This is a genomic window from Prodigiosinella aquatilis, from assembly GCA_030388725.1.
Classification (GTDB): Bacteria; Pseudomonadota; Gammaproteobacteria; order Enterobacterales; family Enterobacteriaceae; genus Prodigiosinella; species Prodigiosinella aquatilis.
In genome coordinates this window covers 3423218-3448478 of sequence record CP128857.1, presented here as the reverse complement: position 1 = coordinate 3448478, position 25261 = coordinate 3423218, and the positions used below count along the sequence as shown (strand labels likewise).

The 25261-nt window shown below is 48.0% G+C and carries 20 protein-coding genes and 1 tRNA gene; 6 read left to right on the top strand and 15 right to left on the bottom strand.

Annotated elements, in window-relative coordinates; all coding sequences use genetic code 11:
- Positions 1–45 precede the first annotated feature (45 nt).
- The 4 genes from mdtC to PCO85_15965 all read right to left on the bottom strand — a co-directional run bounded on the left by mdtC (position 46) and on the right by PCO85_15965 (position 8892).
- Entirely contained in the window at positions 46–3126 is a 3081-nt protein-coding gene (gene mdtC / locus PCO85_15980; protein ID WJV52712.1) for a multidrug efflux RND transporter permease subunit MdtC, read from the bottom strand.
- A complete protein-coding gene (locus PCO85_15975) occupies positions 3123–6242 on the bottom strand; it encodes an MdtB/MuxB family multidrug efflux RND transporter permease subunit (GenBank protein ID WJV52711.1) in 3120 nt (1039 codons plus the stop codon). The genes mdtC and PCO85_15975 overlap by 4 nt, the downstream gene beginning before the upstream one ends.
- Positions 6242–7504: an MdtA/MuxA family multidrug efflux RND transporter periplasmic adaptor subunit gene (locus PCO85_15970; protein WJV52710.1), complete on the bottom strand. Its 1263-nt coding sequence runs from the start codon at positions 7502–7504 to the stop codon at positions 6242–6244. Before PCO85_15970 ends, PCO85_15975 begins: the two co-directional genes overlap by 1 nt.
- Before the next feature lie 203 nt (positions 7505–7707).
- The gene (locus tag PCO85_15965) at positions 7708–8892 is read right to left on the bottom strand and encodes a NupC/NupG family nucleoside CNT transporter (GenBank protein WJV52709.1); all 1185 of its coding nucleotides are present in this window, start codon (positions 8890–8892) and stop codon (positions 7708–7710) included.
- Between the two features lie 266 nt (positions 8893–9158).
- On the opposite strand from PCO85_15965, the gene PCO85_15960 reads away from it, so the two are divergent.
- Positions 9159–10127, top strand: coding sequence for an aldo/keto reductase (locus tag PCO85_15960; GenBank protein WJV52708.1), 969 nt, complete (start codon positions 9159–9161; stop codon positions 10125–10127).
- A gap of 190 nt (positions 10128–10317) precedes the next feature.
- Here the strand turns inward: PCO85_15960 and ompA are convergent, their stop codons facing one another.
- Both ompA and sulA read right to left on the bottom strand, forming a co-directional pair.
- Positions 10318–11382 (bottom strand): porin OmpA, encoded by a 1065-nt coding sequence (gene ompA / locus PCO85_15955; GenBank protein WJV52707.1) that lies wholly within the window; start codon positions 11380–11382, stop codon positions 10318–10320.
- A 385-nt stretch (positions 11383–11767) separates the two neighbouring features.
- Entirely contained in the window at positions 11768–12262 is a 495-nt protein-coding gene (sulA, locus tag PCO85_15950; GenBank protein WJV52706.1) for an SOS-induced cell division inhibitor SulA, read from the bottom strand.
- A 222-nt stretch (positions 12263–12484) separates the two neighbouring features.
- On the opposite strand from sulA, the gene PCO85_15945 reads away from it, so the two are divergent.
- Entirely contained in the window at positions 12485–13111 is a 627-nt protein-coding gene (locus PCO85_15945; protein WJV52705.1) for a TfoX/Sxy family DNA transformation protein, read from the top strand.
- Between the two features lie 198 nt (positions 13112–13309).
- On the opposite strand, the gene yccS is transcribed toward PCO85_15945, so the two are convergent.
- Together yccS and PCO85_15935 are read right to left on the bottom strand one after the other, a co-directional pair.
- Entirely contained in the window at positions 13310–15463 is a 2154-nt protein-coding gene (gene yccS / locus PCO85_15940; protein WJV56108.1) for a YccS family putative transporter, read from the bottom strand.
- A gap of 26 nt (positions 15464–15489) precedes the next feature.
- Positions 15490–15936, bottom strand: a complete 447-nt coding sequence (locus PCO85_15935; GenBank protein WJV52704.1) for a YccF domain-containing protein — start codon at positions 15934–15936, stop codon at positions 15490–15492.
- A gap of 167 nt (positions 15937–16103) precedes the next feature.
- On the opposite strand from PCO85_15935, the gene helD reads away from it, so the two are divergent.
- Positions 16104–18161, top strand: coding sequence for a DNA helicase IV (helD, locus tag PCO85_15930; protein ID WJV52703.1), 2058 nt, complete (start codon positions 16104–16106; stop codon positions 18159–18161).
- Positions 18162–18210: 49 nt separating this feature from the next.
- Here helD and PCO85_15925 read toward each other — a convergent pair whose 3' ends face one another.
- Positions 18211–18669: a methylglyoxal synthase gene (locus PCO85_15925; protein WJV52702.1), complete on the bottom strand. Its 459-nt coding sequence runs from the start codon at positions 18667–18669 to the stop codon at positions 18211–18213.
- Between the two features lie 354 nt (positions 18670–19023).
- Here PCO85_15925 and PCO85_15920 point away from each other — a divergent pair, with 354 nt between their 5' ends.
- A complete protein-coding gene (locus PCO85_15920; GenBank protein WJV52701.1) occupies positions 19024–19437 on the top strand; it encodes a CoA-binding protein in 414 nt (137 codons plus the stop codon).
- A 52-nt stretch (positions 19438–19489) separates the two neighbouring features.
- Here PCO85_15920 and hspQ read toward each other — a convergent pair whose 3' ends face one another.
- Entirely contained in the window at positions 19490–19798 is a 309-nt protein-coding gene (hspQ, locus tag PCO85_15915; protein WJV52700.1) for a heat shock protein HspQ, read from the bottom strand.
- A 189-nt stretch (positions 19799–19987) separates the two neighbouring features.
- Here hspQ and yccX point away from each other — a divergent pair, with 189 nt between their 5' ends.
- Entirely contained in the window at positions 19988–20266 is a 279-nt protein-coding gene (yccX, locus tag PCO85_15910) for an acylphosphatase (protein ID WJV52699.1), read from the top strand.
- Positions 20267–20268: 2 nt separating this feature from the next.
- Here the strand turns inward: yccX and tusE are convergent, their stop codons facing one another.
- On the bottom strand, positions 20269–20598 hold the full coding sequence (gene tusE / locus PCO85_15905; protein WJV52698.1) for a sulfurtransferase TusE: 330 nt from the start codon (positions 20596–20598) through the stop codon (positions 20269–20271).
- A gap of 122 nt (positions 20599–20720) precedes the next feature.
- Complete coding sequence (gene yccA, locus PCO85_15900; GenBank protein ID WJV52697.1) at positions 20721–21380, bottom strand: FtsH protease modulator YccA; 660 nt, start codon at positions 21378–21380, stop codon at positions 20721–20723.
- 224 nt (positions 21381–21604) lie between these two features.
- Between yccA and PCO85_15895 the strand changes: the two genes are divergently transcribed.
- Positions 21605–21692: transfer RNA gene (locus PCO85_15895), tRNA-Ser, on the top strand.
- 185 nt (positions 21693–21877) lie between these two features.
- Here the strand turns inward: PCO85_15895 and PCO85_15890 are convergent.
- The 3 genes from PCO85_15890 to PCO85_15880 form a co-directional block, all read right to left on the bottom strand.
- The gene (locus tag PCO85_15890) at positions 21878–22015 is read right to left on the bottom strand and encodes a hypothetical protein (protein ID WJV52696.1); all 138 of its coding nucleotides are present in this window, start codon (positions 22013–22015) and stop codon (positions 21878–21880) included.
- A 386-nt stretch (positions 22016–22401) separates the two neighbouring features.
- A complete protein-coding gene (locus tag PCO85_15885; protein WJV52695.1) occupies positions 22402–23298 on the bottom strand; it encodes a hypothetical protein in 897 nt (298 codons plus the stop codon).
- The gene (locus PCO85_15880; GenBank protein ID WJV52694.1) at positions 23295–25223 is read right to left on the bottom strand and encodes a caspase family protein; all 1929 of its coding nucleotides are present in this window, start codon (positions 25221–25223) and stop codon (positions 23295–23297) included. Before PCO85_15880 ends, PCO85_15885 begins: the two co-directional genes overlap by 4 nt.
- Positions 25224–25261: the final 38 nt, after the last annotated feature.

The following is a 25261-nucleotide window of genomic DNA, read 5'->3' as shown; positions in this document are numbered from 1 at the left end:
TTTCGGGGTACTCCTTGAGATTATCCAGTTACAACATGTTTTCGATCACGAGGATACTGTGCTGATTACCGGTGCTTTCCGTCGACGCAGATGCAATCGGTCAAAAAACAGGTACACCACCGGTGTGGTATAGAGCGTTAGCAATTGGCTCATTACCAGACCGCCTACGATAGTTATCCCCAGCGGCTGGCGCAATTCCGAACCATCGCCACTGCTGAGTACCAGCGGCAGCGCACCAAACAGAGCCGCCATTGTGGTCATCATGATGGGGCGAAAACGGAGCATACATGCCTGAAAGATGGCATCTTTGGCGCTGAGATTACCCGATCGTTGCGCCACCAGGGCGAAGTCCACCATCATGATGGCATTTTTCTTCACAATACCAATCAGCAGCATGATGCCTATCAAGGCAATCAGGCTGAAGGGCTTGTTGAATGCTTCCAGGGCCAGCAGTGCCCCAACCCCAGCTGAAGGTAGGGTTGAGAGGATGGTCAGTGGATGTACATAGTTTTCGTACAAAATTCCCAGCACAATATACACCGTGACAATTGCTGCGATGATCAACACAACCTGTGAATGTTGGGATTGCTGGAAGGCCAGCGCTGTACCGGCAAACTGTCCCCGTATGCTGGAAGGGACACCTAGCGATACCATCGTATGTTCAATGGCGGTAGTGGCTTCGGATAGTGTAGCGCCTTCCGGCAAGTTAAAGGCGATGGTTGCTGCGGCAGACAATCCCTGATGATTGACCGCCAGCGGTGTATTGGCCGGTTGCCAGTGCGCGAAGTAGGACAATGGGATAGGTTTGCCTGCATTGTTGATGATGAACATTTTTTTCAGTGTGCTGACATTCTGTGTATAGGCAGGATCAACGGTCAGTACCACCTTGTACTGATTCATCGGCTGATAAATGGTTGATATCTGACGCTGGCCAAACGCATTGTTCAGTAGAGCGTTAGCACTGGAAACACTGATGCCCAGACGTGCCATGGTGTCCCGGTCATAAACCAGCGCCATTTCTGCGCCTTTATCCTGCTGATCAGAACTGACGTCCGCGAGTTGTGGCAGTTTACTGAATGCGGCGCGAATTTTAGGTTCCCAGGTTCGCAGTGCGTTTAAGTCGTCGGAGAGCAGTGAATACTGATAGCTGGCATTTGCCTCACGGCCACCGATACGCACATCCTGTACGGCGGCCAGGAACAGGCTGGCACCCGGTTCCTTGGCGAGTTTTACCCGCAATCTGGCAATGACCTGCTGGGCACTGGCATTACGTTGGGACAAGGGTTTCAGGCTGATAAACATATAGCCACCGTTGGTTCGCGTTCCACCGGTAAAGCCGGTAACGTTATCCACGGCCGGATCGGACCTGATAATGGACATGAAATCCTGTAGCTTGGTTTTCATGGCCTGAAACGAAATGCTTTGATCAGCCTGCACGAATCCCATTATCCGGCCAGTATCCTGCTCGGGGAAAAAGGTTTTCGGAATACTGATATACAGCCAGACGCTGAGACTGATGGTCGCCAACAATAGCAGCATGATCCAGCGAGTATGGTGCAGCACCCACATCAGCGATCGGCCATAGCCTTGTTGCAGCGCCAGTAGTAATCGGCCGAATCCTTGTTTGCGTGGCTGACTGTGACGACGATGAGAATGTAACCAGTGGGCACACATCATTGGTGTCAGCGTCACAGAAACCAGTAACGAAATGAGGATAGCCACGGAAAGCGTGACGGCAAACTCCCGGAATAGCCGACCTGGCAATCCATCCATCAGCAAAAGGGGAATGAACACGGCAATCAGGGAGCAACTCATGGACACCACGGTGAAACCGACTTCACGTACCCCTTGCAGCGAGGCCTCCAGGGGCTTCATTCCCGCCTCAATATGGCGGGAGATATTTTCCAGCACCACAATCGCGTCATCCACCACAAACCCGGTGGCGATGGTCAACGCCATCAGCGAAAGGTTATTCAGGCTGAAACCACACAGATACATGGCCGCAAACGTTCCTATCAACGATACCGGCACGGCAATCGCCGGGATCAGTGTCGCGCGACCGGAACGCAGGAACAGGTAGACCACCAGAATCACCAGTAAAACCGCAATCACCAATGAACGTTCGACTTCCGACAGAGACGCACGGATGGTCGGGGAACGATCCTGCGCAATCTTGAGTGAAATCGCCGCTGGCAGGCTGGCCTGAAATTCCGGCAATGCTGCGCGGATGCTGTCGACGGTGGCAATGATATTGGCGTCAGGCGACCGACGGATGATCACCAGAATAGCGGGTTTCCCATTGGTCATCCCGGCATTCAGGGTGTTTTGGACCGAGTCCTTAACCGTGGCGACATCGCTGAGTCGAACGGGGGAACCGTTGTTATAATGAATAATCAATGGCCGGTATACTGCCGCTGTTTTCAGCTCATCATTGGTTTTGATCTGCCAGTTCTGCACGGCGTTATCAACATTCCCCAACGGTCGATGTACATTCGCCTGACTAATGGCCAGCCTGACGTCATCCAGCGAGATGCCCTGGTTAAACAGCGCCAGTGGATTGAGCGCGACCCGCACGGCAGGCAGTGAGCTACCGCCGATAGTCACATCGCCAACCCCGTCCAACTGAGAAATACGCTGCGCCAACTGTGTCGAAGCAAAGTCATAGAGCTGACCCAGACCATAGGTTTCCGATGTTAACGTCAGGATCATGATCGGCGCGTCCGAGGGGTTAACCTTACGGTAAGTCGGACGGCTGGGAAGACTGCTGGGGAGCAGGTTCTGCGCCGCATTAATAGCGGCTTGTACATCGCGCGCCGCGCCATTGATATCGCGGTTCAGATTAAATTGCAAAATAATGCGCGTGTTACCCAGAGAGCTCATGGATGTCATTTCATTGAGACCAGAAATGGCGCCCAATGCGTGTTCCAGAGGCGTCGCTACCGAGGAAGCCATGGTTTCTGGCGATGCTCCCGGCAGGGATGCAGAGACTGAAATCACCGGAAAATCAACCTGCGGCAAGGGCGAAACCGGCAGCAGCCGGAAGCCCATGATGCCGCAGAGTGTAATAGCCAAGGCCAGCAGGGTTGTCGCTACGGGACGGTGGATGAACAGCGCAAAAAACTTCACTGTGCTTCCTCCTCCTGAAGCTGAGGCTGGCGGAAGCGGTGAGCCAAACGGTCAAACAGCAGATAGATTACCGGGGTGGTAAATAGTGTTAGCACTTGACTCATAAGCAGCCCACCCACCATGCAGATGCCGAGTGGACGCCGCAGCTCGGCACCAACACCGGTACTCATCATTAATGGTAGCGCGCTCAGCAGTGCCGCCATTGTCGTCATCAGAATAGGGCGGAAGCGCAGCAAACAGGCCTGATAAATGGCCTGATAAGGCGACATCCCTTGTTCACGTTCGGCCGCCAGTGCGAAGTCGATCATCATGATCGCGTTTTTCTTCACGATCCCAATGAGCAGAATAATACCGATGATGGCGATGATATCCAGATCGCTGCCAGACATCATCAGTGCCAACAGCGCACCGACACCGGCTGTTGGCAGGGTGGACAGAATAGTCACCGGGTGGATGAAACTTTCATATAACACGCCGAGCACGATATACATCGCCACTACTGCCGCGACGATCAGCCACACGGTGCTGGTCAAGGCAGATTGGAATGCCAGTGTGCTGCCCTGAAAACGGGTGGTGATGGTGCTGGGCAAATGCATCTGCTGTTGTGTCTGGGTGATGGCTTTCACCGCATCACCCAAGGCATAGCCATTCGCTAAATTGAAGGAAATGGTGGTGGACGGAAATTGGTCGATATGATTAATCGCCAACGGTCCCTGACGCTCCTCAATGGTTGCAAATGTATCCAGCGGGATGCTGTCGCCGTCAGGGCTGATAAACCGGATATCGTGCAAGGCATTCAGTCCGGTATTGGTGGTCTTGTTCTCCAAAACGACCCGGTACTGATTGGATTGAGTGTAGATAGTGGAAATCAGGCGTTGGCCGAATGCATCATACAGGGCGTTATCAATCTGTGACATGGTGATACCCAGACGGCTGGCACTGTCACGATTGACATTGACATAGGCGACAGCAGCATGGTCTTGCCAGTCGCTGCTCACATCTTTCAATTGCGGCAGTTTCTGTAGCTCACTCATTAAGGTTGGGACCCAGGTACTCAGTTCTTCCTGAGACATGGCTTGCAACGTGAACTGATATTGTGTCCGGCTGATCTGGGTATCGATAGTCAGATCTTGCACCGGCTGTAGATACAGCTGTACGCCGGGAAGCTGTGCTGTTTGCTGCTGTAGTCGGGCGATAATGGCCGGAATACGGTCATGTCGCTCACTGAGTGGTTTAAGGTTGATTTGCAGCCGTCCGCTGTTCAGCGTCGGGTTAGTACCGTCAACACCAACAAAGGAAGAAATACTCTGTACAGCAGGATCCTTCATGATGATGGCGGTCACTTGTTGTTGCTTCTGAGCCATGTTGCTGAAGGAAATGGACTGGGCGGCTTGCACGGTGCCTTGGATAATGCCGTTGTCCTGTATTGGGAAGAACCCCTTGGGAATGATTAAATAGAGTCCGATGGTTAACCCCAACGTACTCAATGCCACGCTTAGCATCAGCCAGGGATGATTGAGCACTTTGGTCAATGCGCGGCCATAAGCCGCGATAATACGGTTAAAAAAGCGCTCGCTGGCCTGAGTAAGCCAGTTCTGATGGTGCAGTGACTGAGGGGTGAGCATTCGTGCGCACATCATGGGTGTCAATGTCAGAGAAACAATGGCGGAGATGAGGATCGATACGGCCAGCGTAATGGCAAACTCGCGAAACAGACGCCCGATGATATCACCCATAAATAACAATGGAATGAGGACGGCAATCAGTGAGAAGGTGAGTGAAATAATAGTAAAACCAATCTCACCAGCACCTTTCAGGGCGGCATTAAGCGGTGTTTCTCCTTTTTCGATATAGCGTGAGATGTTTTCAATCACCACAATCGCATCGTCTACCACGAAACCCGTGGCAATGGTGAGCGCCATCAGTGTCAGATTGTTGATGGAAAAACCCAGGAAATACATGGCGGCAAACGTGCCAACCAATGACAAGGGAACCGCAATACTGGGGATCAGCGTCGCGACAGCGTTGCGCAAGAACAGATAAATCACCATTACTACCAACGCAATAGCCAGCAACAGCTCAAACTGCACATCGTCGACCGAAGCCCGAATATTGGTGGTGCGATCAGTTAATAGCGTGATATTCACTGACTTGGGCAGGCTGGCTTTTAACGCCGGCAATAAATTGCGGATGTGATCAGCTGTGGCGATGACATTGGCGCCGGGTTGGCGTTGAATATTAAGAATAATGGCCTGCTGCTGGTTTGCCCACGCGGCAAGATGGGTGTTTTCAGCGGCCCGTTCCACGGTGGCGACATCCTGTAGACGAACTGGCGCCCCATTTTTAAAGGACACGATCAGTTGTCGATAGTCCTCAATCGAGTGCATTTGATCGTTGGCGGAAAGTGTTACCGCCCGGGCGGGACCATCAAAACTCCCCTTGGGGGAATTAACGTTGGCTGCCGTGATGGCGGTACGTATTGACTCGCCGGTCAGCCCGTAGGCTGTCAATGCGCCGGGGTTCAGTTTTATCCGCACAGAGGGGCGCTGACCGCCTGCCAGCGAAACCAGACCGACGCCTTCAACCTGAGAGATTTTCTGGGCAAGACGGGTCTCAACCATATCCTGCACCTGCGTCATTGGCATGGCGCTAGATGTGACGGCTAATGTCATGATCGGCGGATCAGCCGGATTCACCTTGCTGTAGATGGGTGGATAGGGCAGATCAGACGGTAGTAGATTGCTGGCGGCGTTGATGGCAGCCTGGACATCTTGCTCGGCGACATCCAGCGAGAGTGCCAACTGGAACTGGAGTGTGATGACTGATGCGCCGCCGGAGCTTTGGCTGGACATCTGTTTTAGCCCGGACATGGTGCCGAACTGGTGTTCCAGTGGCGCAGTGACCGATGAGGTCATTACGTCCGGGCTGGCGCCTGGATAGAGTGTGACAACCTGTATGGTGGGATAGTCCACTTCCGGCAAGGCGGATACCGGCAAGGCCCGGTAGCCAATAATTCCTGCCAGTAAAATAGAAATCATCAATAGCGTGGTAGCAACTGGCCGCAGAATAAATAACCGTGATGGGCCACCACCCTTTATTGGTGTGGTGTCTTGCATCAAGATTTCTCCGCGCTTTTAGCCGGATGTTTGTTGTCAGAAGCAGCGGTGGTGTTTTGTTTGACGTCAGAAGATGACAGCACTTCAACATGTGCACCTTCTGTCAGGCGGTCGATACCATCGGTAACCACCCGAACACCCGCATTCAGGCCGGTTTTCACTACAGTTTGCTGACCATACTGTATGCCTGTGGTGATCAGATGTTTGCTGGCCTGATTTTTATCATTTAACACCCATACAAAACTGCCTTCATTGCCCATCTGGATGGCTGCCGATGGTGCAATAACCACGTTTTGCAAGGTATCCACTTTCATCCGGATGTTGACAAACTGGTTGGGAAACAGCGCGTCATCGTTGTTTGCAAAACGCGCTTTCAACTTAATCGTGCCGGTAGTGCTATCAATCTGGTTATCCATGCTGAGCAAATACCCTTGCGATAGTTTCTGCTGATTAGTGCGATTCCAGGCTTCTACCAGTACCGATCCGGATTTCTGTGCGGTCTGTATGGTGGGGATATCCCCTTCCGGCAGAGTAAATACCACATCAATGGGTTGCGTTTGCGTTAATACGACAATGCCATTGGTATCACTGCTGGTGACGTAGTTTCCGACATCGATCTGTTTTAAACCAACCCGACCGCTGATAGGAGCAGTCGTACGGCTATAGTCCAACTGTAGCTGGGAACTTGCGACCGATCCCAGATCGGATTTGACCGTTGCCTCATACTGCCTGACCTCCGCTTCCTGCGTGTCGAGCTGTTGACGGGAGATCAGATTGGTTTTCACCAACTGCTGATAACGTGCCAAATCCTGTCGTGCATTGGCTGCAATAGACTGATCTTTGGCTAACTGTCCCTGAGCTTGAATCAGCTCTACCTGAAAAGGCCTGGGATCAACTTCAGCCAGCAGATCGCCGGCTTTTACTTGTTGCCCTTCCTTAAAATTCAGTGCTATTAGCTGTCCGCTAACCCGGCTGCGCACGGTCACGGTATTGGCGGCAGTCACTGTGCCCAATCCAGAAAGATAGTAGGGTACGGAATCTTTCTGGGAGAGTGCGACCTGAACCGGTGGTAGTGGCATCTGTCGGCGTCGTCCGCCACCACTCTTACCGCTGGATGACGAAGGCGTTGCGCTTATTCCATTTATCGCGGCGGTCGGCGGCGCTGTTGTAGTTTGTGGTTGATGGAAATAACGCCAGATAAAAAAAGCAGCAGTAACGACAACAAGCAGAGTCAATAAGCGAAAGGCGCGTTTGGCGTTCATATAAGAGTTGAGATCCCCATAAAACACGAGCTGGCGTAACTACATAGAAGAATGTGCATAGGGTACTAGTTTAAACAGTTATCAGAGGATAAAAATGAAGGAAATATGGAAGATATGTCAGAGATTGTAGAGAAAGAAAATCTCTGATTATTCACATACAATCAGAGATTCTCCATAAAGGTCCAACTGAGATTAACGACGAGTCATAAAACCAGGCCGGCAATGGAAGCAGAAAGCAAACTGACCAGTGTCGAACCATAAACCAGTTTCAAACCAAAACGGGAAACGACATTTCCCTGTTCTTCATTCAGGCCTTTAATCGCCCCCGCGACAATACCAATAGAAGAAAAATTGGCAAAAGACACCAGAAAAACAGAGAGAATGCCTACGCTACGCGGGGATAACTGGCTGGAAACCTTTTGCAGTTCCATCATGGCGACAAATTCATTGGAAACCAGTTTGGTTGCCATGATGCCGCCGACCTGTAACGCTTCTGCTTTGGGAATACCCATTATCCAGGCAAACGGATAGAAGAAATACCCCAGAATCTCTTGAAAACTCAGTCCAAAAATAGCGCTGAACAGGGCGTTTATTGCGGTAATCAAGGCAATAAAACCAATCAGCATCGCTGCAACAATGATCGCCACTTTGAAACCGGCCAGAATGTATTCCCCCAGCATTTCGAAGAAACTCTGTCCTTCATGCAGATTGCCGAGATGAAGCTCTGGTTCTTCACCGACGCGATAGGGATTGATCAATGACAGTACGATGAAGGTACTGAACATGTTCAACACCAGCGCAGTGACCACATACTTGGCATCCAGCATGGACATATAGGCACCAACAATCGACATGGAAACCGTCGACATCGCGGTGGCTGCCATGGTGTACATGCGTTTTTCCGACATCTTGCCCAGAATATCCTTATAGGCAATGAAGTTCTCTGACTGCCCCAGAATCAGGGAACTGACGGCGTTAAACGACTCCAGTTTTCCCATGCCATTAATCTTGGAAAGCACGGTACCAATCAGACGAATAATCAATGGTAATAGCTTGATATATTGGAGAATACCGATTAAGGCGGAGATAAAGACGATTGGGCAGAGTACTTTCAGGAAGAAGAAGGCCAGACCTTTATCACTCATATTGCCAAAGACAAAGTTGGTGCCTTGGGCTGCATAACTGAGCAGTTTATCAAACAGCTCTGCAAAGCCTTTTACAAATCCCAACCCTACATTGGAGTAGAGGAAAAAATAGGCTAACAATATTTCAATTATCAGTAATTGAATAATAAATCTGATGCGAATGCTTTTGCGGTCGCGGCAAACCAGTAGTGATAAGCCAGCAATAACAATTAATGCTAAAACGAATTGCGCAATGTGAGACATTTTTGCTCCAAGTATGATGCAGACCGATTTCGGTTGTCATTTTATGTAACGCATGCGCTAAAAATAAGATTAAACGCGCAGAATGCGAATTATATATTCGAAAAGAGCCTAAACTGAAGCCCGGGTCTCATAGCATTTACGTTTTTGTGGATCACTTTCATGGGAAGTACGGTTCGATTGATATGCAAGAGGCAAATGACGCATGCTATGGATTCTTCCGTGTAGTGCGAGAAATGGTGTGGGTTTTTTAATAAAGGAGATGATTTATGTCGGCGTCAGAATCATTACGTGAGCTTGGGCAATCAGGAATTCGGGTTCCGTTATTAACATTTGGTGGCAATGTTTTTGGGTGGACTATCGATCAATCCGCATCGTTCAGCATACTTGATGCTTTGTTGGATCAAAAACTTAATTTTATTGACACTGCTGACGTTTATTCGATCTGGGCTGCGGGTAATAAAGGGGGAGAGTCAGAAACCATTATAGGTAACTGGCTCAAAAAGACCGGTAAACGAGATCAGGTGATTATTGCCACCAAAGTGGGTAAAGATATGGGCGAAGGTAAAAAGGGGTTATCAGCGCACTATATTCGCCAGGCGGTTGAGGATTCATTACATCGACTACAGACAGATTATATCGATCTCTATCAGTCCCATGACGATGACAACGAAACGCCTCTTGAGGAAACGCTGTCCACCTTTGATGCTCTGATTAAGGAAGGAAAGGTACGAGCTATCGGGGCTTCAAACTATGAAGCAAACAGGTTACAGCAGGCACTCCGTGTCAGTAAGGAAAATCATCTGGCGCGTTATGAAACCCTGCAACCGGAATATAATCTCTACGATCGCCAACATTATGAAACTACGCTGGAGCCACTGGTAAAAGAGCATGGACTGGGGGTTATTGGCTATTATTCGTTGGCTAGTGGATTTTTGTCTGGCAAGTATCGTTCACCGGAAGATATGGTAAAAAGTAAGCGTGGGCAGAGCGTCGTCGAGCATTATCTCAATGACCGGGGCATGGGGATTCTGTCCAAACTGGATGCTATCGCTGATGCTCATCAGACTACACCGACTCAGGTTGCGTTGGCCTGGTTGATTGCCCGACCAGGGATAACTGCTCCCATTGTCAGCGCGACATCGGTGCAGCAAGTACAAGAATTGGCCGATGCCACCAGATTAAAACTGATAGCAGAAGACATTGATGCTTTGAATAAAGCTAGTGCTTACTGCTGATTACCGACTCTGATGTGAAATTCTGCTTTTTGCCTTCTGACCTGAACGGTATTTCAAGTCATGGGAAGGTCGTCACTGTGCTGGATCTCAACCATAAAAAAACAGCCCCGGAACGAACCGGGACTGTTTTCTGTGACTCAACACGTCATACGCAAAGATTTATCAATGTGCATGCGCTGAGTTGTGTAACTTAAGCCTGAGGCTGAGTTACAACGTCTTTGATGCCTTTAACTTCGATTTCTACGCGACGATCCGGTGCCAGGCAGCTAATCAGCGCGGCACGTGGTTTCACGTTATTACAAGTAGAACCGGTAACCGGGTTAGATTTACCAAGACCACGGGCAGAAATCTTGTTGGCCGGGATACCTTTGGAAATCAGATAGTCAACAACACTCTGCGCACGTTTGGTAGACAGAACCTGATTGTACTTATCAGAACCTAGGCGGTCAGTGAAGCCCAGAACAGCAACAGAACCATCTTTAGGATCCATTGAACTCAGTTGAGAGTACAACTGGTCAAGAGAACGCTTCCCTTCCGGTTTCAGCACTGCTTTGTCGAAGGTGAACAGAACGTCGGATCTCAGTGTAAAATGTTTGGTGTTAACAACGGGTGCCGGAGCTGGCTCAACAGCGGGGGCTGGAGCCGGAGCTGGAGCGGCAGTGTCCTGACCAAAGCGATAAGAAACACCGACACTTAACATACCGTTATCAGGACGTCCGCCAACAGTGGACGCGTCGCCGATGTTGTTAATCCATTGGTAATCCAAACGGGTTGCCCAGTTTGGGGTTATTGCGTACTCAACGCCGATAGCCGCTAATGGGGAAACACCGGTATCATGACCGCTGTTGCCAGTCACGTCATCGCTGCTATCAGCACGCCATACAAAACCCCCAAGACGAGTGTAGACGTCTAGATCGCTCATTATTGGGTAGCTCAACTTCGCTGCCAACTGAATACCTTGAGCTTTGAAATTGCCACGGTTTGCACCGACATATTTCATACGACCCAACCAGTCGTAACCCATTTCAAAACCTAAATAAGGGTTAGCCTGATAGCCTGCAAAAACACCCGTGCCCAGTTGATCTTTCTGCGCATCGTTAGTCGTTTGATAACCGTTGCCATTCATGCCAGCATCGTGATACTGGGACCAGCCCAGTTTACCACCTACATACCATGTATTATCGTTAGGTGCGGCTTGTGCTACTGTAGCAAAGCCAGCCAGTGCCACTGCAATAGCGATAGCTGTTTTTTTCATTTTACGCCTCATTATCATCCAAATCGGTTACTAGCGCTAAAGGCTAATAACCTTTGGTTAGAATCCCTCGTTGGAGCCATTGCCCTTATGTTTTCTATTCACAACCAATTAAGTGATTTTTTATCCCATTAAGTGGTGTTATCAGAAGAGCAACTCCAGCGAAGTAAAGTCTACAACGTGATGTGAAAGTTACAAGTATGATGTGATGCAGCTCATAAAAATACCAGCTGTCCATACATACTTATTAACAAATAATAGCTGATTGTAGCTGTTTATATGGCGAAGTCATTATATTTAAAACCGACCAATCAGTTCTTAACATCAAGCATAGCGCGGGGATTCGCTTTATGTAGTGTTTTTCCTGGTGAGAAAATTCTGAATTTGCTTAATGATATAATCTTGAGTGAATCTTTAGCGTAGAAAATAGTCTATCAATAGTTTTATCCTCTGAACGCATGATAAATCCATAGGTGTTTCCACTCTGTGCAGCATGTTGCAGTCGTATCTTTTCCTCATTACTCAATTCTTCTGACAACCAGCATAGTACGGCGCTGTAATTTCCAGTAAGCAGTGCTTTTTCCATAGCATCAACGGTGTTCACTGGGCTGAGGTGGTGCAACTGGATTGTTTTATTCAGAGGTAACCCGGCCTGTTGTAACCAGTGACGACTGATTTTTTTCTGCGGAGAAAGCCATAGTAACCAGCGGGATTGCATTCCCAATTGCCGTAAGAGAGGAATCAGAAGATGTTCAAGCACTGGTTGATCCGGAGCGTAGACAATTTCACTGATAATACCGCCATTTGATGCGCTGGACGGTGCTTCATGTCCTGGCAATGAGGAATGACAGAAGTTGCGAGAATTAACGGATTGAGTGCGCATAATGTGTTCTACCCACAGCGTTACTGTATGGGTGTACAGTATCTTTTGTGCGAACAAAGATCAACCCGAATTTTTTGAAAGCGCCTCGCATAATTCATATGCAATTTCAGTCAACTCTATTTTGTATTTGAAGCTACCGCCCTCCATGTGTTTAATTAATGATTCCTGTTACATAGTCGTTAAATCAAACAGGGAAGATCTTTCACTACTAAGGGTAAAGTAATGAAACAACTATGCGAAAAAAGGATTTTACAGTCGAAATGTGTTTTTGCTCCTTTGGGACACATAAGCTCTCGTTCTCAGTTTGGTGGCTACAGTATTGCCGCTGATCAGATTATTTTTGCGTTGGTCTCGGGGGGAGAGCTTTATCTTAGAGCGACGAAACACCTTGAAAACTATTTTCTGGCACTCAATGTGCCCAATCTTATCTATACCAAACGAGGCATGCCTGTCCCGCTAAGTTATTATCTGGTAGACGATAGACTTTGGGATAATCATGAGAAATTGCTTGGGTTGGCGCGGAGATCGCTACAGGGTGCCAGACAGGATAAAACAGCCAGGAGTCAATGCTGTCGTTTAAAAGATTTGCCTAATCTCAATCATGATCTTGAACGACTATTATGGAAAGCGGGTATCAAGAATATTGCGGATTTACATGAGCTTGGTGCTAAATTGAGTTACCTTAAACTCCGGACAGTGAGCCAACATCTCAGCGTCAATATCTTGCTGGCTCTGGCTGGGGCTATCTGTGGAATTCATTTAGCCGCGTTGCCTCACGGTATGCGTAATGAGTTGATAGAGTGGTTCGAACATAACGCTCCAAGTATTAGCCAACCGCATAAACATTAAAGATTTATCAAGATAATTCAGCAAGATAAATACTGCTTACTCATCTTGAGCAAGCAGTATCCTGCATTCAATGGTTCGCAAATCATTAACATCAATAGCCCTGTTAATCGTTCACATAGCTGTATTTGCTGCGCTGCGAGCTGTTCTCCCATCTTTGCTCATCAGATTATCTGGTCAATGTGCAATTATGCCACCGACTCAGGCAGTGGGGCGGTTATTGATGCTTGATTCAAACATCTGATTTTTCAATTGCGTTAATTCGGGTAACAAGCTAATAAGCAAGCCTATCTGTTGGAGAACCAAGGGCTCTTTGCTATCTGGGTCAGGTGACAGGGATTGAATACGAGATCCCAACACATTGAGTTCCTGTGTAACGCGTGGCTGATCGCTTGCATTGTGATGGAGAGCATCATCGACATAACAAACTGCATCATCCAGAAGTTGCAATATCTCTGGCGCTGCTATTTTTTCTCGGTGTGCACCCAGCGTAGAGATATAACTTAATAGCGTATGATTAAGGCACATCAGACGAAATACGCCTTCCATTGTTTCGCGGGTGGCGTGGGGTTCTGCTGACATATTGGATATAACTGAAGCCAGTTCCGCATCGCAGTTATGCGCATCACGGCGCGCAATACGGTAGATAAGGCCATTATCTTTACCCTGATGGTATTGCACCATAATGGCATCCAGATAACGGCAGTTTGCATCTAGCGTTTTATTAATCACCGCTGGTAATCCCCGGAAACGCCAGTCAGGCCAGATAAAATTCACTGCCATCCAGGCGATCGCACATCCCAGTAATGTATCCACCACGCGTGGTACAGCGACTTCAAATCCTTCACCCAAAAGATTAAAACAGAGCAACACCAGCAGAGTGATAAACATGGTGGCATGAGCATACTGCACATTACGAAAAGCGAAGAATAATACGCCGCTGATGACGATCAACACCAGTTGCCCTTCAATTGAAGGGACGAAGTAAAGGATCGGGAGCCCGAGCAGAATTCCGCTAAGCGTGCCAATAATGCGCAGTGCAAGACGGCGACGGGTCGCATTGTAATTTGGCTGACACACGAACAGGCTGGTCAGCAATATCCAGTAACCGTGCTGTAACCCGGTTGTCTGAATAAATATATAACCGGCGCAAAGCAGTACAGACATGCGCACGGCATGGCGAAACAGGGCAGATTTTGGTGTCAGGTGGCGGCTGATGCGTAAGCGAACATCACTCCAGCCGGTGATTTTATCATCAGATAGACTGTTTTCCTGATGATTGTTCAGTTCAATAGTCTGTTCGGATTCGATGGTGGATAACTGGGCGTCAATAGCGCGCAGATTGTTAAGAAGATAACGCAGCGCCTTGATCTGACCTGCATCGACGCCTTGCTGAGCCAGATTATCAAGGGTTGATCCAAGATACACGAATGCTTTTTCAATGCGGGTGTCATGCTGGTACTTCTGATGCAACAAAATAGATTGAGCCAGTTGCTGACAGGCTCGAGCCTGCATGGAAAGCAGCCGTTGGAACCGAAACAACACATCACTGTAGCGCAGCGTTTCACGCAATTGCTCATATTGCACATGTGAAGAGCTGGCTCGTTCGTGAATGTCCTGCGCCACAAAATAGTAATGCAATGTGCGGCGAGTGCCTCGTTGACCACGATCTCCCCGTAGCCGGGTAAGTAGTGACGACTTTGCCTGATTTAACGTTGAAACCAACTGACTGTTGGCCAGAGCAACGTCGATCAGTGGTTGGTTAGTATCTTCACTATCAGGATCGAATAGATTGGCTTTTGCTTCCAGATAGTAGGCCAATTGTTGATAACAACGCGCCAGATTGTCCTGCAATGGTCGGATAGGGAAAATAAGATGACCAAGTAGTGTAAGCAAGTTGTACCACAGTGCGCCAACGAGCAGCATCAGTGGCTGTTGATACCAATTATCATAAAGGGAAATGCCCAGCATGGTGTAAATGGCAATGAGCAGCGCGCCAAAGGCGATGGTGGCATAACGCTGCCCCAAGGCACCTAGCAGAATAAAAGCGCAGGTAGAGAGAGTGAGTCCGATACCGAACAACCACGGATAAGGAAAGAGCAGTTCAATTGAGACGGAAGCGATCAGAAAGCAGCTTAACGTGATCAGCAAATTCACAAGACGACCAGAAAGACGATCATCAAGATCGGTTAGTGCAGCGGCGACAACTCCCAATGTTACTGGAATAGTCGTGGTTGACTGTCCCAGCCACCAAGGTATGGCAGCCGCACCTGCCAGCGCCAGAAAAATACGGATATTGTACAACCAACTGCTATTGTAGATATGGCGGCGCATGCCGGGTGAAATGGTGAGCAGCACAATATTATTCTCCTGCCCCAGGGCTATTGGTAACGTCTACGGGCGTTGGCTTCTCTGGCAGCCTGAGCCTCTTCAACTGAAACTACGCGCCGTCCAATCGGCCAGAGTGCAATAGCTGCAATCTTGAAGTTGGCAATACCTACCGGAATACCAATGATGGTCAGGCATTGCACAATGCCGCTGATGATGTGTGACAGGCATAACCACCAGCCAAAAAAGATAAACCAGAAGAGGTTCAGCAGTGTCCCGCCAGCATTGAGAAGAGGATTTTTCCTTTCAGGATATAATTCATCGATATGGATAGCTTCATTGCCGTAAGGTAGCAGGGAGAGTTTAGTGATTTCCCAGCATGATCGGGTTAGCGGTAAGGTGAAAATAAGCACGATACTGATGCCGGTTGCCAGCAACCAGGCAAGGGTGGTGAAGAATCCACCCAGCACAAAATTCAGGATATTAAGCACAGCACGCATAGTTTCTCCATGATTCCTGTTTAACCAAACTCTATGATGAAGAACGAATTATCACATTAACAGTCAGGATATCCTAACCTGTTTTTATGGCTATAGCGTGAAGTGATATACCGGTTAAACTACAGCCATGAACGACACAATGTCTCACAAGGTATAGCGCAGAGGTTATGGAACTTAAATCAACTTCTTTAGGTAAGCATCTGGCGCAGCATCCCTATAATCGGGTGAGATTGCTTAATGCAGGTGTGAAAGTCAGCGGTGATAAGCATGAATACCTTATTCCGTTTAATCAGCTATTGGCAATTCGATGCAAAAAGGGTGTGATCTGGGGAGAGCTGGAATTTGAAGTGCCTGATCATCAGGTTGTGCGCCTTCATGGTACTGAATGGCAGGAAACCCAGCGGTTTTATCGCTACGTTTTGCAGGCCTGGCAGTGCTGGAGTGACGATATGAGTCAGGTCAGTGCTGGCGTGTTGCAGCAACAGGTCGATGTTATTCAAACATTGGAAACGCGTGACCGGTGGTTGACTCGTAAGGCGCTGGTGCAGTTACAGAACACAATTCGCCAGGCATTTTCTTCTTTACCTATCCCGTTGGAGCGACTGAGTGAATTTGATTCGTGTCGGGAAAGCTACTTGTGCTGTCAACAATGGCTGGAGAAAGGGTCGCAACAACGAGAGAAAGCCAACCAGCGCTGGGTACAACGTATGCTGGAACAGCAGAAATCCTTTTTTGACACGGTTGAAACATCTCCGTTGAATATTATGCAGTGCCAGGCTGTTGTAAATGGCGAGGAGGCGGTACTGGTGCTGGCGGGGGCCGGTAGCGGAAAAACATCGGTATTGGTAGCCCGTGCAGCCTGGTTGATGCACCGTGGCGAGGCATTACCGGAACAGATATTGTTGCTCGCATTTGGTCGACAGGCGGCGCAAGAGATGAATGAACGTATTCAAACTCGTTTGCATACTGAGGATATTCAGGCCAAAACGTTTCATGGGTTGGCATTGCATATTATCCGACAGTGCAGCCGTAATGTACCGACGATCAGTGAATTGGAGACGAACGGTGTACGTCGCCGAGAGTTTTTGATTCAGCACTGGCAGCAACAATGTGCTGAGAAAAAAGTGCAGGCTAAAGGATGGCGTCAATGGCTGACAGAAGAACTGAGTTGGGAAATACCGGAAGGTGATTTCTGGCACGATCGCGTGCTGGCTGAGAGGTTGGCGGGGCGTCTGGAACGTTGGCTGGGATTAATCCGTATGCATGGCGGCACGCAAAGTGACATGGTTGCACAGGCCAATGAGGAAATCAGACCCTTGTTCCAACAGCGAATGCGTTTGATGGCGCCTTTACTTAAGGCCTGGAAAAAAGCGCTGAAAGAACAAGGTGCGGTAGATTTTTCCGGATTAATTCATCAAGCGGTAAATTTTCTGGATAAAGGCCGTTTTATCAGTCCCTGGAAGCATATTCTGGTCGATGAATTTCAGGATATTTCGCCTCAGCGGGCTCAACTGTTATCGGCATTCCGGCGCCAGAACAGCGAAACCTGCCTGTTTGCTGTAGGGGATGATTGGCAGGCTATTTACCGTTTCAGTGGCGCTGAACTGGCATTAACCACCGCATTTGAAACGCATTTTGGTATTGGAGCACAGTGTGCTCTGGATACCACTTACCGTTTTAATCGCCGAATTGGTGAAATGGCCAACCAGTTTATTCAGCAAAATCCCGGTCAGATTAAAAAATCGCTTAACAGCCTGAGAGACGGCAACAAGAAGGCTATTACGCTGTTACCTGATGGGCAGTTTGAGGCATTGTTGGACAAAATGAGCGGTTACGTGAAAAGTGACGAACGTATTCTTGTACTGGCTCGTTACCATCATTTACGTCCTGCTGTATTGTCAAAAGCAACGACGCGTTGGCCTAATCTGTCGATAGATTTTATGACCATGCATGCCAGCAAAGGACAACAGGCTGACTACGTTATCATCGTTGGGCTGCATGAAGGTAAAGACGGGTTTCCTGCGCCAGATCGTGAGTCGGTGCTGGAAGAAGTTTTGTTGCCCAAACTCGAAAGTTTTCCACATGCGGAAGAACGACGGTTACTGTATGTAGCACTGACACGCGCCAGGCATAAAGTATGGTTGCTATATGATCGCGATAATCCGTCGTTATTCGTCGAACAGCTCCATCAATTGGGCGTACCTTTGCAACGAAAGGCTAGTTAATGGACAGATGGGCGGCAAACAACAGATGTCGCCCATTTGCTTCAGGCCGTTATTTCAAGCGTTCTTGCAAGTAGCGTTGGTAATCGGGAATAGCTATTGTTACTTGTTTCTTGAACAGATCTGAGTTGATTAAAAAATCCGCTGTAGAACGGTTGTTGGCTACCGGAATGTTCCACACTGTCGCCAAACGAAGTAATGCTTTGACGTCTGGATCGTGCGGAACCGCGTTGAGAGGATCCCAGAAGAAAATCATCATGTCGATTTTACCCTCAGAGATCAATGCACCTACTTGTTGATCTCCACCCATCGGCCCGCTCATCATGCTTTTTACTGGCAGGCCAGTATGCAGTTGAACCAAGTGACCAGTGGTGCCAGTAGCATACAGGTGGTGTTCAGCCAGTTGGGTTTTATTGGTGCTGACCCAATCCAGCAATGCTTGTTTACAGTGATCGTGCGCAACCAGCGCAATGTGCTTATGCGCTTCGATTGTGCGGGTAGTGAACTCCATGGTGACATCCTTAAAGCAGTATAGTTTGCACAGATTACGGAAACAGGGTTTTAGTTCAAAGAGGTAAACAAAAAAAATGAGAACATCTTTCCAAAAACAGTAATTTTTGCCTGCAAAATCAGCAAGCTTATTGATTATCTTTTTTCTTTATTCATATCAGGAGACGCCGTCGGGTATTTATAGGTCACCGGCCGAGATCTCAATATCTTAAATTTGAATCCATAAGTAATTTCAGGATGGTTTTTCAACCCAATGCATTATTGTTATCAACACTTAGTACCCGCTAATCCGCGCCCTGGATCCGGGGTTGTAAGATACACTTAATATCTGTTGACGCTATAGCACGGAGTAAACATGAAAGATCACGATATTGAATTGGTACTCAAAACAGTTAAAACTATCGCTCTGGTCGGCGCCAGTCATAAAACAACGCGTCCAAGCTATGGTGTTATGGCTTACTTGCTTGGTCAGGGGTATCAGGTTATTCCGGTAAATCCCATACTGTCTGGTCAAGAATTGCTGGGACAACCTGTTTACGCCAGTTTAGATGAGATACCCCAGCCCGTTGATATGGTGGATGTCTTTCGTCAGTCAGAGGCAGCCTATGAGATAGTCAAAGAAGCGATTGCTATCCGTGCTAACGTGTTATGGTTGCAGATCGGGGTAATCAATGAACAAGCGGCGATCTTGGCGCAAGATGCAGGGATGACGGTAATTATGGATCGTTGCCCTAAAATCGAAATTCCGCGTCTGGGGTTAGAAAAATAACTGACAGTATTTGATGGCTGACAGGACAGTGATCAATAAGATGGTCAGATTATCAATGCAATAAATGTGGCGCCTGGCGTTTTATGGTTTCGGCCAACTCATCCAGAGAGGGATGTTCTTCCTGTTCGGGCCCCTCGCTAATCAACTGAGCCTCCGCCAGATAGGTGTGAATAGGCCGACCAAACTCATCTTCCATCACCACATGATACCAGGGCGCCGTGCGCAATGTGTCATTGGCGGCAATTTCTTCCCACGCTGGTTTTTTCAGCGAGTATTCGGGATCGATATCGATCACTACGCCGGGATATCCCAGTAGCCTATGACGAATCTGCTGTCCGATGGTAAATTTACAGTTAATCATATAACCTCCTGAGGAACGTATTACCTACCTTAAGTGGGGGATGGTACGTATTTTTCAAGTCATCAGGTGTTGGGTTCTTTTCTCTACCTGGACAGCTTTTGCCAACGAACCCATTCTATTTAGTAGTATGACTCATGACGTTATAAATGCGTGAACAGTGCGTTATTTTCCGATGATGTGGGGGGCAATATGTCAACAGTAGCAGTTATCGCTTATGTTTATGGCATGGTGCAGGGGGTTGGGTTTCGTTATCACACTCAGATGCAGGCTCAGCATCTAGGTATAGCGGGTTACGCCAGGAATTGTGATGATGGCAGTGTGGAAGTTGTCGCCTGCGGTGAGCGAAAAGCGGTGGAAGAATTCATCGAATGGCTTCAGCAGGGAGGGCCTCGCCACGCACGCGTTGATAAAGTGTTAACTGAACCGCATGGCAAAGTGGATTACTCGGGTTTTAAAATTCGTTATTAAGATCAGATACATTTGACTGGTTTCGGCAATCCGGCAATTTTTGTGGCTTGCTTGGCTGGACCTTTGGGAAACAGTCGATAGAGGTAACGGCTGTTGCCTTTTTCTTCATCATATTTTTGTGCCATTGCCTTAACCAGCATACGGATGGCGGGCGAAGTATTGAACTCCTCATAGAAGGTGCGAACAAAACGCACCACTTCCCAGTGTGCATCAGTAAGCGCAATACCCTCTTGTTCTGCCAGTATTGGCGCTAACGCTTCCTCCCAGTCACCACTGTTCTTCAGATAACCTTGAGCATCAGTTTCAATCACACGGTTTTCAAACGTTAGCATATGACCTCTGCATGGCATTAAGACGCGGTTAGTCTAGCAAACTTTTATTCACCTCAACATGATTGATGAAAACAAACGAAAAACCCCACCGAAGTGGGGCCGTATATCATTTGATAATTGAGTTAGTTGCTTCGTGACATTCCCAGCAGACTCAGCAGGCTGACAAAAATGTTATAAATGGACACATACAAGCTGACTGTGGCGCGGATATAATTTGTTTCACCACCATGAATAATGTTACTTGTTTCCCAAAGGATAGCCCCTGCGGAGAACAGAATAAACATTGCGCTGATAGCCAGATGCAATGCCGGAATATGCAAGAACAGATTGGCGATAACAGCAACCAGCAGCACGACGAAACCGGTCATCATCATTCCTGACAGGAATGACATATCTTTCCGGGTTGTCAGTACATAGGCGGAGCAACAGAAGAACACTAGTGCGGTTCCTCCCAATGCCAGCATGATAATGTCGCTGGCACCTGCCGCAATCAGTGTACTGAGCAATGGGCCTAAGGTGTATCCCATGAAACCGGTCAAGGCGAAGGTGGACAAAATTCCTGCTGGGCTGTTAGCTAGTCTGTAGGTTAAAAATATCAGTCCGTAAAAACCGACCAGCATTAATAGAAAACCCGGTGCGGGGAGGTTGAAAACGGTACTGAGTGTTGCGGTGATCGCAGAAAAACCCAGTGTCAGCGACAGAAGAAAATAGGTGTTACGCAACACCGTGTGAGTGCTGAGCAGTGAGCGTTCACGTTTTGAAGATACAATAATACGTTCCATAGTAGCGGCTCTCTTGCAGGGTGTTATTGTTCAATTCTGAAAGAGTAGATAGTTGCTCTGAGTTATCAAAGCCGTTTTACCCTTCTTTACGCTGCATTCCGCTATAAATATGACCACTGTGGTGATTTTACACTCGGTTAATGCTTGATAGGCTATTTTTCAGACAATTAAACCGGTTGTGACTTTACAATATCCGGCACTCTGTTTATAGTTCGCCTCGTTGCGGAGGAGTGGCCGAGTGGTTGAAGGCACCGGTCTTGAAAACCGGCGACGCGAAAGCGTTCTAGAGTTCGAATCTCTACTCCTCCGCCAAAAAATTCAACGGGTTAGCTTAGGCTAGCCCGTTTTCGTTTTGGGTTTTTGAGTGGGTTTGGAGTATATGCCTGAAGTGATTCAGAACCTGTAGCAGCCAGTCATCGCGGATGTATTTTTGGTTCCGGGGCGGATTTCTTCAATGCTATTGGTGATAACTACCACTTGAGATTTTGGCGATTGGCTTACATGAGATAATGCGGATTTTCTGGCAGACTGAGAACGATAATATTGTTCGACCAGCGAAAATAAATCACTTCCATGAAATATAAAAAAGTATCCGATGCTTCCAATGACTGAATCAACGGTTTCGTCCTTTTCATAACCTGTTTCCCAGCGGGAATTTGAGAGGAAAGGTCTAAATCGGTCGAAAGGACGGCAAAAAGGATAGCGCTCAAGGTCGTGTCTCCGTAGTTAGTCCACGATGGTGTCATCAGAATAATAATGCAATCGGTCTGTTTAATGCGTGGATGGAGCGAGTGTTGAAAATAGGTTCCTTCTACCGCTCCATGCCGGTTCGGTTAAAATATGACGGACAGATTTTTCGTGAGTAGTATCTGGTTGTCTCTGGTTTCTTTGTCCCCTTTGGATTATTCCAGACAATTGACGTGTAAAAAGAGGTTAATGACCCCCCAGGCACTGAAATAACTCAGCAAATGGGGGATTGCCTATCATTACTTGATCAGCACGGTTTTAGGGTAAAGACCTTTCAAAGCTCGTCATGTATCGCTTTGGCAACCACAGGATCCATCAGATATTCCCGGATTCCATGGCGATTATTACTGGTATTACGGACACCATTATAGTTGGTGACGATGGGTGATCCATGGTACCTGGCGGCTGGAATCTCATAAAGTGCCACTACATCGCGCTCATCTCGTGCATTGAACCAGCAGGGAACGCCCGCTGGTGCTTTGCGAGGAGGGCTGTCAGAGGGAAGACGTTGTAAGACCGCTTCAATTCCAAGTGGGGAGCCGACCGTAATGAGCTTGCGTATATTGCTTCTGTCATGGCGATCCATCAATACATTGTAGGCAACGATGGTGCCAAGTGAATGAGCCACGATAATACAGGGTTCGGTCTTGGGAATGGCATCATCCACGATACTATTCACCGTTCTACGGGCACCGACGTTGGTCAGGTAGCACCAGACATCACGGGTAATTAGTTCGATTGAAGCCGATGCAATGCTGGGGACATGATCGAGTAGTCGTAATGCAGCCAATACCGACCGCCAGTTCTGAATCCCTTTATCAACCAGCTCTCCAGTGGTTTCTTCCGCAATTTGTTGGTGTGAGATGCCTTGTCGTGCGGCAATCTCAAATACTAGTTCACGAATGAATTGCTCTTCTTCGCTGCCAGGCAGTGGCGCATTGTCGCCTTTATCCAACAATTCATGGAACCTTTTCTGGGTAATCCCTTCTGTGTCTTTGAACAATTGCTCACCATAATAAGGGAATAGGATATCGGACGATTGAGGAGACTTGGAGCCGATTTTTTTCAGGCCAATTAACATAGCCTCAGTCCAGTCTTTTTTGAGTTTGTCCGGATACTTATGGTGCTGACTTTGATCTTGTGAACGACCGTGTATGAAGACAATTTTCATGATAACTCTCCTCCGATGAACGCTTCGATAAGAGATGTTGAGTCCTTTATCAGGAATGTTGACCATTCTGCATTTAGCCGATGTTTCCCGGCGTCAAGAACTACGGATGGAAGTGGTGAATTGTCTGTGTCGGTATCAAACAAGGACCAGCCCAGGCTCATCATGGGGCAGAAAGGTGCATAGTGACTTGATGGAGCTGATGTCGCTCCAAATGCCCCGCCCAATAACCCACAATCGAAAGGGATAGGGGACGATGGGGTAAAGTTCATCTGGTATCGCTGGAAAGACCGTAAAATGGATTTTGCATTTGCGTCATGTCCCGCCAGTACATAAGCGTAGGACGCGTAGATACCCAGCGTGGGGTCAAGATGTTTGTCAACACGGGACACTCGAGCCATATTCTGTGCGCTGCTTTTGCCGAGAAGTCGAAGTTTTCCGCTGCTGGCGAGCGCGGCTACGATAGCCTGTCTTTGTTCAATAAGCGGCTGGTACCCCCGCCGTAAGGATTCGTAGAGAGGATTTAGCCTGGATATTCTGAATGTCAGGGTATTAATCAGTCCATCAGTTACGCTGATAGTTCCTATATACCCAGACATGATAGGTAGTACTGCCATCGTTCCGGTACGAAACATGATGATAACGGAATAAGGGGCTCTGACAGTTGCTTCTTCCAGATTAATCACACTATGTAAGGCATGGTCAATGGTCTGAATTGAGAGGGAACGTCCACTACAATCCAGTACCTGAGTCACTTCTGCGCCAGTAATATAATAGCCAGTCATAAATTGGAGCGAGTGTGATGCGCGGGATGTTTTCAGATTCCGTTGTACTTCTTCATTGATTCCCACCTCATCGAGTAGGTTATCAGGAATGACACGGTTTTTATTCAGAGAACTCGTCAGTTTCACGAATGCTTCGCTACGCCTGCGTGCAGGGGAAGGTTTGAGATTTTTCAGGCCAATGATTTTGCGATATTCACCTGTATTGGCGAGATTGGCCCTTTTTGTGGGGAACTCATTATCATGAAGCCGGTTCTGTTTCTCTGAATGAAGAAACATGTCGACATCCTCACCTTGCTTGAGAAAATCAGCATTAAATTGATCCGGGATACCGACTGATACTGGAGAGTCCGCCTGTTTTGGCATTGGATAACCCAGGAAAAGAGGTTGTCTGGACGAGGTATCAATTTGGGGAAATTGATCAAAACTTGGCATATGCTGATGCGCACGGGTCGGTACCAGCTCATAGAGATAATCTTCCAGCCGCCAGGTAGGTATGACGGGCGTGGAAAATCCTGGCCACTGCTCACATACATCTGGGGGGCTTTCAATTAGCGCCTCAAGCAGGACCTGGGTAAAAAATCCGTTACCTTTGTACTCTTTCGCGGTTTGGGAGGGCTCTGTTGCATAAAATACATCTACTTTTGGTCTTCTCACCCCTTTGAACGACGTTGATAAAATGGCCGTTTTGCCAGAGACTTGTCCAAGCGGACCAAATGGATCAACTGCATTACGGCATGCATCACTGATAATGACAATATGGGGAATGCGGAGCTTTTGCGCCTGTTTGATAGTCGCGGTGATGTCAATGGCTTCATCAGGATACTGACTGACTTCGGATAACAGAACCTGTTCACTATCACCATTTTTTACGATGCCATGCCCTGAGAAATAGAGGATCATCAGATCGAGCCCACCGTCGTTGATCATCTCCTGGACGGCATTCTGAATATTGCGCGATGTCACTGACCCTTCGTCGTCAGTGATTACCTTTATTATCGGTTCGACACCGAATAAAGTCTGTTGCCTCAGCCAGTCAGCAAATTCATGGGCTCCTGCAGCTGCACCTTTAAGCTCTTCAAGCGTAAGGACGCCTGTTCGATTGACACCCACAGCAACTAATCCGACGCGACGATCTCCGGGCATATTGCTCCCTTATCATTACCCATTCTTATGTTTTTAAT

Excerpts from the sequence above, each read along its gene's own strand:
- PCO85_15975 (WJV52711.1), bottom strand. The coding sequence starts at position 6,242 with ATGCAAGACACCACACCAATAAAGGGTGGTGGCCCATCACGGTTATTT.
- PCO85_15970 (WJV52710.1), bottom strand. The coding sequence starts at position 7,504 with ATGAACGCCAAACGCGCCTTTCGCTTATTGACTCTGCTTGTTGTCGTT.
- PCO85_15965 (WJV52709.1), bottom strand. The coding sequence starts at position 8,892 with ATGTCTCACATTGCGCAATTCGTTTTAGCATTAATTGTTATTGCTGGC.
- PCO85_15960 (WJV52708.1), top strand. The coding sequence starts at position 9,159 with ATGTCGGCGTCAGAATCATTACGTGAGCTTGGGCAATCAGGAATTCGG.
- ompA (WJV52707.1), bottom strand. The coding sequence starts at position 11,382 with ATGAAAAAAACAGCTATCGCTATTGCAGTGGCACTGGCTGGCTTTGCT.
- sulA (WJV52706.1), bottom strand. The coding sequence starts at position 12,262 with ATGCGCACTCAATCCGTTAATTCTCGCAACTTCTGTCATTCCTCATTG.
- PCO85_15945 (WJV52705.1), top strand. The coding sequence starts at position 12,485 with ATGAAACAACTATGCGAAAAAAGGATTTTACAGTCGAAATGTGTTTTT.
- PCO85_15935 (WJV52704.1), bottom strand. The coding sequence starts at position 15,936 with ATGCGTGCTGTGCTTAATATCCTGAATTTTGTGCTGGGTGGATTCTTC.
- helD (WJV52703.1), top strand. The coding sequence starts at position 16,104 with ATGGAACTTAAATCAACTTCTTTAGGTAAGCATCTGGCGCAGCATCCC.
- PCO85_15925 (WJV52702.1), bottom strand. The coding sequence starts at position 18,669 with ATGGAGTTCACTACCCGCACAATCGAAGCGCATAAGCACATTGCGCTG.
- PCO85_15920 (WJV52701.1), top strand. The coding sequence starts at position 19,024 with ATGAAAGATCACGATATTGAATTGGTACTCAAAACAGTTAAAACTATC.
- hspQ (WJV52700.1), bottom strand. The coding sequence starts at position 19,798 with ATGATTAACTGTAAATTTACCATCGGACAGCAGATTCGTCATAGGCTA.
- yccX (WJV52699.1), top strand. The coding sequence starts at position 19,988 with ATGTCAACAGTAGCAGTTATCGCTTATGTTTATGGCATGGTGCAGGGG.
- tusE (WJV52698.1), bottom strand. The coding sequence starts at position 20,598 with ATGCTAACGTTTGAAAACCGTGTGATTGAAACTGATGCTCAAGGTTAT.
- yccA (WJV52697.1), bottom strand. The coding sequence starts at position 21,380 with ATGGAACGTATTATTGTATCTTCAAAACGTGAACGCTCACTGCTCAGC.
- PCO85_15890 (WJV52696.1), bottom strand. The coding sequence starts at position 22,015 with ATGAAAAGGACGAAACCGTTGATTCAGTCATTGGAAGCATCGGATACT.
- PCO85_15885 (WJV52695.1), bottom strand. The coding sequence starts at position 23,298 with ATGAAAATTGTCTTCATACACGGTCGTTCACAAGATCAAAGTCAGCAC.
- PCO85_15880 (WJV52694.1), bottom strand. The coding sequence starts at position 25,223 with ATGCCCGGAGATCGTCGCGTCGGATTAGTTGCTGTGGGTGTCAATCGA.